This window comes from Pseudomonas iranensis, assembly GCF_014268585.2.
GTDB classification, from domain to species: domain Bacteria; phylum Pseudomonadota; class Gammaproteobacteria; order Pseudomonadales; family Pseudomonadaceae; genus Aquipseudomonas; species Aquipseudomonas iranensis.
The window spans coordinates 2,267,356-2,279,840 of record NZ_CP077092.1; the positions used below are offsets into that span (position 1 = coordinate 2,267,356).

At 62.0% G+C, this 12,485-nt stretch carries 7 protein-coding genes; 1 reads left to right on the forward strand and 6 read right to left on the reverse strand.

Annotated elements, in window-relative coordinates; all coding sequences use genetic code 11:
• Positions 1 to 126: 126 nt before the first annotated feature.
• From HU724_RS10005 to pvdM, 5 genes are all read right to left on the reverse strand, one after another.
• Positions 127 to 2,610: a TonB-dependent siderophore receptor gene (locus tag HU724_RS10005; protein WP_186565686.1), complete on the reverse strand. Its 2,484-nt coding sequence runs from the start codon at positions 2,608 to 2,610 to the stop codon at positions 127 to 129.
• 115 nt (positions 2,611 to 2,725) lie between these two features.
• Positions 2,726 to 4,375 (reverse strand): cyclic peptide export ABC transporter, encoded by a 1,650-nt coding sequence (locus HU724_RS10010; protein ID WP_186565684.1) that lies wholly within the window; start codon positions 4,373 to 4,375, stop codon positions 2,726 to 2,728.
• A gap of 109 nt (positions 4,376 to 4,484) precedes the next feature.
• Positions 4,485 to 5,372 (reverse strand): dihydropyoverdine dehydrogenase, encoded by an 888-nt coding sequence (gene pvdO, locus HU724_RS10015; RefSeq protein ID WP_186565682.1) that lies wholly within the window; start codon positions 5,370 to 5,372, stop codon positions 4,485 to 4,487.
• Between the two features lie 36 nt (positions 5,373 to 5,408).
• Positions 5,409 to 6,695, reverse strand: a complete 1,287-nt coding sequence (gene pvdN, locus HU724_RS10020) for a pyoverdine-tailoring periplasmic protein PvdN (protein WP_186565680.1) — start codon at positions 6,693 to 6,695, stop codon at positions 5,409 to 5,411.
• Positions 6,692 to 8,056 (reverse strand): pyoverdine-tailoring dipeptidase-like protein PvdM, encoded by a 1,365-nt coding sequence (pvdM, locus tag HU724_RS10025; protein WP_095179475.1) that lies wholly within the window; start codon positions 8,054 to 8,056, stop codon positions 6,692 to 6,694. The genes pvdN and pvdM overlap by 4 nt, the downstream gene beginning before the upstream one ends.
• Before the next feature lie 207 nt (positions 8,057 to 8,263).
• On the opposite strand from pvdM, the gene pvdP reads away from it, so the two are divergent.
• A complete protein-coding gene (gene pvdP / locus HU724_RS10030; RefSeq protein ID WP_186565678.1) occupies positions 8,264 to 9,889 on the forward strand; it encodes a pyoverdine maturation tyrosinase PvdP in 1,626 nt (541 codons plus the stop codon).
• A gap of 1,198 nt (positions 9,890 to 11,087) precedes the next feature.
• Here pvdP and HU724_RS10035 read toward each other — a convergent pair.
• Entirely contained in the window at positions 11,088 to 12,482 is a 1,395-nt protein-coding gene (locus HU724_RS10035; RefSeq protein WP_186565676.1) for an efflux transporter outer membrane subunit, read from the reverse strand.
• Positions 12,483 to 12,485 lie beyond the last annotated feature (3 nt).

A 12,485-nucleotide genomic window follows, 5' to 3' on the forward strand; every position in this document is an offset into this window, starting at 1 on the left:
TTTGAAAAAGGGACTCGCTGTAATTGCGAAACCATAAGAAGCCTTCACCGCAACAACGGATATGCCCCCAATCCCAAAAATCAAAAAGCCCCGCCAAGGCGGGGCTTCTAAACAACATCAGACCAATCAGAAATCAGCCTTCACCGACATCACAAAATTGCGCGGATCCCCATAGAAGTTACCGAACCCCTCGGTACCAATGGTCGCGTAATAACGCTTGTCGAACAGGTTATTGCCGTTCAACGCCACCGACCAGGTGTCATCGATCCGATAACCAATGCGACCGTTCCAGACGGCATAACCCGCGCCGTCGACATTGTCCCCGCCCAGAGGCGAAACGCGGTAGGTGCCCGTCTGTGCATTGACACCCGCACCAATGGTCACACGGTCCAGCGGTCCGCTCAGGGCGTAATCACCCCAGACGCGCAACAGGTGACGCGGCACGTAGGAGTTGTAGACCGCGCCATCCTGAGTAGCATCGGCGTCTTCCAGCACTTTGGTCTGGGTGTAGGTATAACCGGCCAGCAATTGCAGGCGGTCGATCACTTCACCGCTGACTTCAGCTTCAAAGCCCTGGGCGCGGACCTTGCCGGAGTTGATCTGGCAGGAGCTGTCTTCGCACCGCAGGTCATCCTGGGCCGCGTCTTTCTGGATGGTGCGGAACAGGTTGAATGTGGTGTTCAAGCGACCGTCGTACCACTCACCCTTGATCCCCAGCTCGTAGCTCTGGCCAATCAGCGGCTTGAGCGTGCTGCCGTCGATGGTTTTGTACGAGCCTTGCGGGGTGAAGATGTCGGTGTAGCTGGCGTAGGCGGTCAGGTTGTCGTTGAGGTCGTAGAGCAGGCCGGCGAACGGCGTGACCTGGCCGGTTTCGGTGGATTGGGTGTTGACCTCGGTGCCTTCGCCACGGAAGTACTGCACCGAGTCGGTGTCGGATTTGTACCAGCTGACCCGGCTGCCGAGTACCACGGTCATCGGGTCGGCGAGTTTCAGGCGGGCGATCGAGTAAGCGCCATATTGCTTGATGTGCATGTCCACCGGGCCGCCACGGGAGGCGTTGGCCAGGTAGTAGCTTTCATCCGGCTGCGGGATGTTGTGGTTCGGGTTGAACACGTTCTGACGCTGTGGCAATGCCGCCACCGCGTAGAAGTCGTCCTTGTGCGAACGGCTGGCGTTGGCGCCGACGATCAGTTCGTGCTGCTGGCCGAAGGCGTCGAATTTGCCGTCGACGTAAGCATCGAAACCGTAGTCGCGCTGATCGTAATCATAGGTACTGCCGAGCATCAGCGTGTTGGTGGCGGTCGCGCCCAAGGGAACTGTGCCGCTCGGGAAGGAATATTCCATGTCCTGAGTATTGCGCGAGTACACGCCGGCAACTTTCAGCGACCAGTCATCGTTGAACTGGTGCTTGACGTCGGCGAAGTAGGTGGCGCGTTTGCTGCGCTGGTTGTTCCACGAGGTGTTCAGGCAGGTGGAGCGTTTCAGGTGCAGGTCGGAACCGTCGGCGTAGCGCGGCAGGCCGCCCCAGCACGGGGTGGCGTCGACGTCTTCATAGGCCATGCCCAGACCGAGGGTGGTGTCGGGGCTGAGGTCGAAGTCCAGGGCGCCGTAGTAGATCTGGTCGCGGCGTTCAGCCACATCGTAGAAATACTGACGGGTCTGCTGGGTCACCACGGCGCGGCCACGGACAGTGCCGGCGTCGTTCAGCGGGCCGCCGGTGTCGACCTGGCCGCGATAGTTGTCCCAGGTCCCGGCCGACAGCGACAGCTGCGTGTGCGGGGTGTCTTGGCCGCGCTTGCGCACGAAGTTGACGCCGCCGGCGGTGCCGCCCGCGCCCTTCATCATGCCGGCCGCGCCGCGGAGGATTTCCACGCGGTCATAGATGGCCATGTCGCTGTTGAAGCTGTCCGCCTGCACGTAGCTGCTGCCGATGTCCAGCGGCACGCCGTCGTACTGGTACTGGCCGGTCATGCGGAAACCGCGCGAGTAGAAATACTTGCCGCCCATTGGCGAGTCGTAGACGGTGATGCCCGGGGTCTTCTCCATCACCTGTTCGATGGTGTTGAGGTTCTGGTCATCGAGCATCTTGCGGGTCATCACCGTGACCGACTGCGGCGTTTCCTTCAGCGAGTGCACGCCCTTGCCGATGGTCACGCCGCCGGTGGTGTAGGAGTTGCTGCCTTCGGTGGTGGCGCCGAGGCGGTTGGCGTTGACGTTGGTCGGCGCCAGCTCCATCGCGCTGCCGCCAGTGGCCGGGCCGAGCACGGTGACGGTGTTGCCGTCACGCTGATAGCGAATGCCGGTGCCGCTGAGCATGGCCTTGAGCGACTCGTCATCCTGATAGCGGCCGTTGAGGGCGCTGGAGCGCAGGCCTTGCAGGCTTTCCGGGCTGTAGACGATTTGCAGGCTGGTCTGCTGACCGAGGGTTTGCAGGGCCTGGGCCAGCGGTTGGGCCGGGATGTTCAGGGTCCATTCCTGGGCCTGGACATACGGCGCTGCCGCGAGGGTCAGTGCCAGACCCAGGCCGCTACCGGCCAGGCGTGTGCGGGTCGCGCCGTGCATCAGCAGGGCTCGAGTCAGAGGGCGAAGCATGAAACGGGATGCGGACATGAGGTTAAGACCTTGGCAGGTATAGTTGTTAATGGTTCTTATTCATCTCATTAAGACGAGGAAGCCGCGGCAAACCGGAAAAGTTTTTTCTCCGGCCCGGTCGCGGCTGCCTCGATCAAGCGGTTTGCAGTTCGCTTCTGACCTTGCCGGCCTCCATGCGCACCAGTTGATCGGCGACGTCGAAGTAACGGTCGTCGTGGGAAATCACGATGATGGTTTTGCCCAGACGCTTGAGGTCGGGGAGCAACTCGGTATAGAAAATCCGCCGGAAGGTCGGGTCCTGATCCGCCGCCCATTCATCGAACACCAGCACCGGGCGCTCTTCGAGCCAGGCGTTGACCAGTGCCAGGCGTTTGCGCTGACCGGTGGACAGGTCGGTGGTGCTGAAGGCGCCGTCGCGCACGCTGACCTTGTGCGCGATCTCCAGACGTTCGAGGTAGCGGGTGGCATCCTGCGGCACTTCACGATCGCCCTGGATCAAGTCATCGAACAGGTAGTAGTCGGCGAAGATCGTCGTGAAGTTCTGCCGGTAATCGTCGCGGTTGACCGCAGTGATCGGCTTGTCGTTAACGCGAATTTCGCCCTCGGTCGGCGCGTACAGGCCCAGGAGCAATTTGATCAGCGTGGTTTTGCCGCAGCCGTTCTCACCGACGATAAACACAATGTCGCCCTGTTCGATGCGCAGGTTCACCGGGCCGAGGCGGAACGGTTCGCTGCCTTCGACGGGCGGGAAGGCGTAGCGCACGTTGCGCAGTTCCAGGCTGTTGACGGCGGCTGGCTTGCTGCCCTGATCCTGCAGCAACAGGTGTGGTTCCGGTGAGGAGAACTGTTCGCTGAGTTCGGCGATGCGGCGGAAGGCAATCTGTGCGCGGCTGATGATCGGCAGGGTGCTGATCAGGTGTTCCAGCGGCCCCTTCATGTACAGCAGCACCAGAACGAAACCGCTCATCACCGCTTTGTCGGCACTCGGCCACAGCGATTGCAGGGCCAGGGCCATGCCGATGACCACGAAGAACAGCATCGAGCCAAACGACTTGGCGATGACGAAGGTGTTGATCGATCTGATCTGGGTGTCGCAGATTTTCTCGGCGGTTTTCTGAATGCCGGCGACGAACATGCGCTGGCGACGCGGCCGGTGGATACGCAGTTCCTTGGCGCCTTCGGCAATTGCGTTGTAGTGCTTCTGCAGTTCGTCTTCGCAATCGCGGGCGGCGTAGAAACCGCGCATGCCTTTGGCCCGGGCGATGGCCTGGATGGTGCTGCCGATGGCGATGGCCACCAGCATCATCAGGAACATCGGCCACGACAGCATGGCCAGATAGCCGAGACAACCAAGGGTCACGGTCATGGAGATCGCCAGGGGCGCGAAGGCGAAGGCGAAGTCGCTGATGGTATCGACGTCGTGGGTCAGCACCGGAATCAGGCGATGGCTGCGATAGCGTTCGATCTGGTCGATCGGCGCCGACAGGACTTTCTCCCCCAGTTCTTTGCGCAGTTTGGCGATGATGTGCTGGCCGACGTAGTTGGTGCCGATGTCCGACAGGATCGTGGTCAGCAGGGCCAGGGCGCAGAGGCCGGCGAAGATCATCACCACGGTGCGGGTCAGGCCGTCATCGGAATGCAGGGCGTTGTTGATGGTCGCCAGCAGCACAGTGACGCTCAGGCCGCCGAGCATGCCGAGCACGATGGACGCCGAGACGATCAGGCGGAAGGGCTTGAGCAGGGCGAACAATTCGTTGATCGCCCCACGCGTAGGCTTGGTCATGGAGGATTCCTGCTTCGATGCGGAGGGAGTGCCGGTACTTAAGGAAAACGAATGGTCGCGGAGTTTCTTTAACCGAGCGCAGGCGTGGCTGCGCTCGTCGAGGGCGGGATCAGAGGTCGCGCACTACGCGAAAGCCCAGCCAGTCGCCCTTGCTGGTCGGCCAGCTGCTGTTGCGGTTGCCCGAGCGGGAAAAGATCGGCGCCTCGCCCCAGTCATTGCCGCGCATGACCTGGCGTTCGCAGTTTTCCTGGGTCCATGGGCGACCGTCGGCGGGCACGCCGGAGTAGTCCGGGTGGTAGCAATCGGCTGTCCATTCGTAGACGTTGCCGTGGGCGTCGAACACGCCAAACGCATTGGCCGGGAAGGTGCCGGCCGGCGAGGTGAAGTTGTAACCGTCGGCCGCGCCGTAGGTGTTGGCGTGCTTGGAAATTTGGTAATCCTTGCCCTCATCGAACGGGAACGGGAAAGGCCCGGTGCTGCCGCCACGCGCGGCGTATTCGCGGATCGATTCGCTTTGCAGGCGATAGGCGTGGCCGGTCTTTTTCGACAGCCAGTCGATGTAGCCCTGGGCTTCGGCGACGTTCATGCACACCGCCGGATCGCGGGGCGTCTGTTTGAATTCCGGTTTGCCGGCGGTGCAGCGGCGGCCGGGGCGGTCATCGAAGTCGTAAGGTATGTTGCCGGTCTCGCGCACATAGGCGTCCCATTCGCCCACCAGCACCTGCGAGCGGCTGATAGCGAACGGTTTGCTGAACGTCACGGTGTGCAGCGGGCCTTCGTCGGGTTGGCGGCCGACTTCATCGTCCGGTGTGCCCATGGTGTAGCTGCCGGTCGGCAGCACGACCATTTCCGGGCAGTCCTTGCAGTCCTTGAACACTTTGCCCGCAGCGGGCGCGGTCGCCGCCAGCGCGCTGCCGGGCAACAGCGCAGCGCAGAGGGCGCTTAGCGCCAGTGCGGGCAGGGCTTTGGAGAGGAGTGACGCGTGAGGCTTTTTCATGGGTCGTCTCTTTGAAAGGAAAACGGCAGTCGAGGGTCAGGCACGCAGCTTTTTGCCGAGGATGTCCATGAAGCGATCCACTTCGGCTTCGTTGTTGAGCAAGCCCGGCGCGGTGCGAATCACCGGCCCGACGTCGCGGCTGACCGCGTCGCAGATCACCCGGTTCTGCATCAGCCAAGTAGCTACTTCATCGCTGTCCTGACCCTTGATCCGGAAGAAGGTGAAACCGGCGGAGAACTGCGAGGCGAGCGGGGTCACCAACTCGATGTTGCGGTGCTCCTGCAAGCGTTGCTTGAGGTAACTGTTGAGCTGATGAATGCGCGTCTGCACCTCGGCCTTGCCCAGTTGCAGGTGCAACTTGAAGGCTTCGTCCAGCGCCCAGCGATGCTCGAAAGCGTGGTAGCCGCCCGGGGTCATGATGGTCGAGAAAGCCGTGGCCTCGGAGAAGGTCGGCACGCTGGGGCTGACGTATTTCAGTTCTTCGGTGCGGCTGCAGACGATGCCGGTGCCGCGCGGGCCGAACATCCACTTGTGCGTGCCGGCGATGAAAAAGTCGCAGTTCATCTGCGGGAAACTCAAGTCGTCGACGCCAAAACCGTGCACGCCATCGACCACGTAGATCAGTCGATCCTGGTCGTCGCGCTGGCGGTTGTGCTCGTCGACCAGCCGCGAGATCTCGCTGATCGGCAGCTTCACGCCGCTGCCCGAATGCACCCAGGTCATGCCCAGCACGCGGGTCTCGGGGAGGATATTGCGATTGATCGTGTTGAGCACCTGATCCAGCGAAATGCTCTGCGGGGTTTCGAACAGCTTGAGTTTGCGCACTCGCGTGCCGTCGCGACGGCTGCGGAAATCGAGAATGTTGCGCGTCGAATAATGCTCATGAACCGTGGTGAGAATTTCCTGATCCGCGCGCACTTGCACGCTGCCGTAGATCATCGCCAGGCCTTCGGTGGTGCTGCCGGTCAGGGCGATCTGCGCCGGTTTGGCTTGCAGGTACTGGCCGGCCCAGTGACGCACGTTTTCTTCACGCTTCTCGGTGACGCCCAGATCCCAATCCATCGCCAGACCCGGATTCAGATCCAGCGCCGCGCGATGGCGTTCGATGGCTTCGCGCACCGGTTGGGGATGCGAGGTGACGAGGAAATTGGCGAAGTGAATCGCCTGAGGATCCTGCTCGAACAACTGACGCAACTGCGCCCATTTGTCCCGCGAGGCATTCGGCACAGCAGCGATGGCCGCCGGTGCAGTCAGGCTGGCACCCAGGGGCAGGGCGGCGGCGAGCAGGCCCGCCTGCTTCAGGAAAGTGCGACGATCAGTCATGGTCGAGCCACCTCCTGGCGTGACGCCAGCGCCGGTTTCGCGGCTTTTTGTACCTGATCCCAGACGCGCATGAAGTTGCCGCCCCAGAGCTTGGCGATGTCCGCTTCGGAGTAGCCGCGCTGCAGTAGCTCGGCGGTGACGTTGCGGATCTCGCCGACGTTTTCCCAGCCCTTGATGCCGCCGCCGTCGTTGAAGTCCGAGGCGATGCCGACGTGGTCGATACCGATCTTGCGCACTGTGTAATCGATGGCGTCGCCGAAGTCCTTGAGGGTGGCTTTCGGTTCTTCTTCAAGGATCGCGTAGAGGCCGCTGGCGTACTGGCCGAGCTTCTGTTCCGACCAGGCGGTGATGATCGGATCGCCGGGCATCAGCGCCATCGCCAGGTTGGGCAGCGGCGGCAGATCGAAGCGTGCACGCAGCGCATTGAGTTTGTCCTGCGTGCCTTGGGTCAGCGGTTTCAGGTATTGCGAGAAAGCGACCACTTGCACCACGCCGCCACTGTTCTTGATCAGTTGCAGCTCTTTGTCGCTGAGGTTGCGCGGGATATCCACCGCCGCCCGGGGCGCCGAGTGCGAGGCCACCAGCGGTGTACGGCTCAGTTCGGCGACTTGCTCGAGGGCTTTGGTCGACATCTGCGAAACATCGATGATCACGCCCAGATCGTTCAAGCGCTGCACCGCTTGTTTGCCGATGTCCGACAGACCGTCGAGGGCATCGGGCGAATCATTGAAAAACGGCAGCGGTCGCGATGAGTCGGCCCAGCTGTTGTTGCCGATGTAACTGAAACCGAACATGCGCATGCCGCGCCCGGCCCACAGGTCGAGCTTGCTCAGGTCATTGCCCAGCGGGTAGGCGTTGAGCATGCTGATGAAGATCGCAAACTTGCCTTCGCCGTGCAGACGGCGGAAATCATCTGGCGTGTAGGCGATGCCGGCCTGATTGGGGAAGTCGCGGACAATCCCGGAAATGATCTTGTAGCGCACCTCCTGCTGATTGCGCGCTTCTTCGACAAAACCCTCGGTGGGACGGTGCGGGGCGTTCGGGCCGTTCCACATTTCCGGCCAGCCGAATACCGTCAGCGCCGCGCCGGACAGGCGTCCGCGATTGGCCTTGATGAGGTCGAACTGGCCCGAGCCATCCTTGTCGGCTTCGTGGTCGTGGCTGCCGAAACTCAGCGGCACGGTGATGTGGCTGTCGAACGACAGCAGGCGATCCTGCAACTCCGTCGCCTGTTTCATTACCTTCACCGGGTAGCCGGGGTTGTTCCAGTAATCCCAGGCCAGAAATCCTGCGCCGGCACTGATCGCCAGGGCCAGCGGCAGGCCGATGAATAGAGCCTTTTTCCAACGCGGTTTTGTCATTGCCATCTCATTCAGGTTCGCCGTCGAGGTACAGGCGCAGGGGCCTTTGCTATCTGGGAAGAACGAGTGGCTGCACGGCTAATTTAGGTGTGCGTTACAAATGCCCGGCAGCGGCGCGGGTGATGATTGCCGGCGGCGTAAATTTCCGCGCCGAGCAAACGTCCTAGCTTGGATAAAGCCTGCTTCATGGCTGACACAGGTAGGGCAATGACGATCTCTCGACGCTGGTTCATGGCGGGCATGGCACTCACGGGCGCCGCGCTGCCTGCCGCTTTTTATGCACATCGTGAACTGACTCGCGAGGAGTTTCCGATCACCCCTGGCGAGGCCACGGTCGATCTGGCGGACACTGCCGGGCAACAGCTGGCGGACAATCTGCGCGGGGTCTGGGACATTCGCTTTACCGGTGCGGCGGCCGGGCTTGATGGTCTGCCGGCGCAAGGCCTGGAGCTGTTTCTCGACATTGCCCATCGTGGGCGCGGTTTGCGTGGTTATCTCGACACCGGAGCGAATCTGCGTGCCGACGGGCCTGTGCGTTATCAAGTGATTGGCGATCTGGCACCGGGCAACGGCGCCGAGATGTATTGGCGCCTGCTGCGCACCGATGCGCCGCTTGCGCCGCCGGTGTATGAATTCAAAGTCAAACTGGATGAAGTCTGGGCGGCGTTCGGCAATGCCGGCAGCGCCACGTTCACCGGGCAGGTACTGCGTCTGGATCGGCCGTTGGCCTTGCCCGAGCTGGACAATCAGTTCATCGCTATCAAGCGGCGTTTTCCCGAGGCCCGTGAACGCACCGGGCTTAATCCGCAACTGTTGGCCTGGCTGGTGGCGCCCGAGCATCGTTTGTTCCATCAGCTCTGGCACGCTACCCGCGACAAGTGGCACAAGCTCTCGGAGAAAAAACGCGAAGCGCTGCGCGGCATCGGCTGGCAGCCCGGGCCGCGTGACAAGGAGCGCGACGCCCGTGGGCCAAGCAAGGATCGCAATGGCTCGGGCGTGGATTTTTTCTTTATGCACCGGCACATGCTCGGCATCGCCCGCTCGATGCAGGACTTGCCTTCCTGGCCGGCGTTCCCGCCGCCGCAGCCTGAGCTGGAACGGGACCGCCAAGGCTTCGCGCGTTATTTCGACAACCACGACGGCAACTCACTGCCGCCGACCTGGCTGGCCGAGGGTGATGACGAGTACACCAAATGGGTCAGCGACATCAAAGCGGCGGAGACTTTCCAGAGCAATTTTCTGGTCTGGGAATCGCAGTATCGCGACCCGCGTTATTTGTCGAAATTGACCCTTGGCCAGTTCGGTTCGGAAGTCGAACTGGGCCTGCACGACTGGCTGCACATGCGCTGGGCCTCGGTGGCGCGGGATCCGTCCAACGACATTCCGGTGCCGATGGCGCGTGATCAGGCGGACTTCGCTGCGCGCTGGTATGCGCCGGAAAACGACTTTCTCGGTGATCCGTTTTCCTCCCATGTGAACCCGGTGTTCTGGCGCTTTCATGGTTGGATCGATGATCGCCTGGAAGACTGGTTCCGCGCCCATGAACGTTTTCATCCGGGCGAAGTGAGCCGTTTGGAAGTCAACGGCGTGCCGTGGTTTGCACCGGGACGCTGGGTGGAAGTCGCCGACCCCTGGCTCGGCCCCGACACCCACGGCTGCAGCACCGTGCCCGGCCTGCAAGTCGGACGTTCAGTGGAGATGGACCCGGAAACCATGAAACTGGCGCTGCGCATCACTTTTGGCGACGAAGACAACATGACCGAACTGTTCCGCAAAGTGCCACAGCGCCCCTGGTATGCGCGGCACCTGAAGGTCAAGGGCCGACAGCTCTAGATTGGTTCAACACACACACACACACACACACACTCAGAATAGTTCGCAATCCCCTTGTGGAAGCGAGCCTGCTCGCGAATGCGGTGTGTCATTCAGGTGCATCAGTGCCTGACAGGACCTCTTCGCGAGCAAGCTCGCTCCCACATGGGCCTTGGTCGTGCCGAAAATTTCTGTCCAAACCGAATTCCATTTGTGGGAGCGAGCCTGCTCGCGAATGCGGAGTGTCATCCAGATGCATCAGTGCCTGACAGGACCTCTTCGCGAGCAAGCTCGCTCCCACATGGGCCTTGGTCGTGCCGGAGATTTCGGTCCAAACCGAATTCCATTTGTGGGAGCGAGCCTGCTCGCGAATGCGGAGTGTCATCCAGATGCATCAGTGCCTGACAGGACCTCTTCGCGAGCAGGCTCGCTCCCACATCGGGCCTTGGTCGTGGCGGAGATTTCTGTCCAGACCGAATTCCATTTGTGGGAGCGAGCCTGCTCGCGAATACGGTGTGTCATTCAGATGCATCAGTGCCTGACAGGACCTCTTCGCGAGCAAGCTCGCTCCCACATGGGCATTGGTTGTGCGGAAAATTTCGGTCCAATCCGAATTCCATTTGTGGGAGCGAGCCTGCTCGCGAATGCGGTGTGTCATTCAGATGCATCAGTGCCTGACAGGACCTCTTCGCGAGCAGGCTCGCTCCCACAGGGGGCCTTGATCGTGCCGGAGATTTCGGTCCAAACCGAATTCCATTTGTGGGAGTGAGCCTGCTCGCGAATGCGGGGTGTCATTCAGATGCATCAGTGCCTGACAGGACCTCTTCGCGAGCAAGCTCGCTCCCACATCGGGCCTTGGTCGTGGCGGAGATTTCCGTCCAAACCGAATTCCATTTGTGGGAGCGAGCTTGCTTGCGAATGCGGGGTGTCATCCAGATGCATCAGTGCCTGACAGGACCCCTTCGCGAGCAAGCTCGCTCCCACATGGGTCTTGTTCGTGGCGGAGATTTCGGTCCAAACCGAATGCCATTTGTGGGAGCGAGCTTGCTCGCGAATGCGGTGTGTCATTCAGATGCATCAGTGCCTGACAAGGCCTCTTCGCGAGCAGGCTCACTCCCACATGAGGCCTTGGTCGTGGCGGAGATTTCGGTCCAAACCGAATTCCATTTGTGGGAGCGAGCTTGCTCGCGAAGGCGTCGGTTCAGTCGACGCATCTCTGTCAGATCACCTCCCAGCCACCCCCCAGCGCTTTGTACAAGGCAATGCTCGCCTGCAACCGCGACAGGCGCAGTAGCACGTTGAGGTCTTGCGCCGCATACAGCGTGCGCTGGGTTTGCAGGACGGTGAGCAGGTCTTCGGCGCCGGCCTGGTAGCGGCTCTGGGCGATGTCGAAGGCGGTTTGTGCCTGGTTCAGTTCTTCGCTTTGCCATTGCCGTTGTTCATCGAGGCCACGAATGCTGCTGAGGGCTTTTTCGACGTCGGCGAAGCCGTTGATGATTGCCCCGCGATAGGTCTCCAGCAATTCGTCCTGCCGCGCCTTGGCCTTGTCGCGTTCGGCGCTGAGGCGGCCGTTGTTGAAGATCGGCGCGGTCAGCCCCGAGGACAGGTTGTAGAACGTCGTGCGCAGCAGGTCGGCGGCAAGGTCGGCGCCGCTGCCGAGGCTGGCGGTCAGGGTGATTTTCGGCAGCATCGCGGCGCGGGCGACGGTGACATCAGCCTGGGCTGCGGCGAGCTTGGCCTCGGCGCTGGCAATGTCCGGACGCCGGCTGAGCAAGTCGCTCGGCACGCCGCTGGCGATGTCCGGCCAGTGCAATTGGGCGAAGGATTGCGTGGGCAACGGTAACGCTTGCACCGGTCGGCCGAGCAGGGTGGCGAGGCTGATCAGTGCTTCGCGGGCCTGTTGTTGCACCAGCGGCAGACGACGCTGTTGTTCGGCCACCAGGCTTTTCTGCTGGGCCAGCTCCAGCGCGGTGGCGCTGCCGGCGTCGAAGCGGGTCTGCACCAGATGCAGCACGTTTTGCGCATTGGCCAGATTGAGTTCGGCAATGCGCGCCTGCTCACGCAAGGCCAGGGCCTGGGTGTAACTGTTGGCGACGCCGCTGAGCAAGGTCAGCTCGACGGTGGCGCGGTCGAACTTGCTGGCCTGTACGCCGAGCACGGCACTGTCGCGGGCGGCTCGCTTACCGCCCCAGAAATCGATCTCGTAACTGGCGCTGAGCTCGGCATCGTAATAGTCAAGCGAGCGATTCTCCGGGCTGACATCCAATTGGCTGTAGCCCTTGCCGTGGATCAGTTTCTGCCGGTTGGCATTCAAACCGGCCTTGAGCTCGGGCAGCAGCGGGGCGCCGGCGATGGTTGCGCTGGCCTCGGCCTGTCTGACCCGCGCCACGGCGGCGGCGAGGTCGTAGCTGCCCAGCCGCGCCTGTTCCACCAGCCGCTCCAGCTCGGGGCTGCCGAATTGCGTCCACCATTGCCGATTGCTCTGCAGCGCGCCGTGGCTGTCGCCGGACTGCCACGCGCTCGGTGGCTGCACGCCGCTGTCCAGGCGCGGCGCCGGGCTGCTGCAGGCTGCCAGCAACAGGCTGGCGGCGAGGAAGGTCAGTCGCACTTTCATAGG

What these genes read in the sequence shown, in the direction of transcription:
- HU724_RS10005 (WP_186565686.1), bottom strand. Translation starts at nt 2,610, where the DNA reads ATGTCCGCATCCCGTTTCATGCTTCGCCCTCTGACTCGAGCCCTGCTG.
- HU724_RS10010 (WP_186565684.1), bottom strand. Translation starts at nt 4,375, where the DNA reads ATGACCAAGCCTACGCGTGGGGCGATCAACGAATTGTTCGCCCTGCTC.
- pvdO (WP_186565682.1), bottom strand. Translation starts at nt 5,372, where the DNA reads ATGAAAAAGCCTCACGCGTCACTCCTCTCCAAAGCCCTGCCCGCACTG.
- pvdN (WP_186565680.1), bottom strand. Translation starts at nt 6,695, where the DNA reads ATGACTGATCGTCGCACTTTCCTGAAGCAGGCGGGCCTGCTCGCCGCC.
- pvdM (WP_095179475.1), bottom strand. Translation starts at nt 8,056, where the DNA reads ATGACAAAACCGCGTTGGAAAAAGGCTCTATTCATCGGCCTGCCGCTG.
- pvdP (WP_186565678.1), top strand. Translation starts at nt 8,264, where the DNA reads ATGACGATCTCTCGACGCTGGTTCATGGCGGGCATGGCACTCACGGGC.
- HU724_RS10035 (WP_186565676.1), bottom strand. Translation starts at nt 12,482, where the DNA reads ATGAAAGTGCGACTGACCTTCCTCGCCGCCAGCCTGTTGCTGGCAGCC.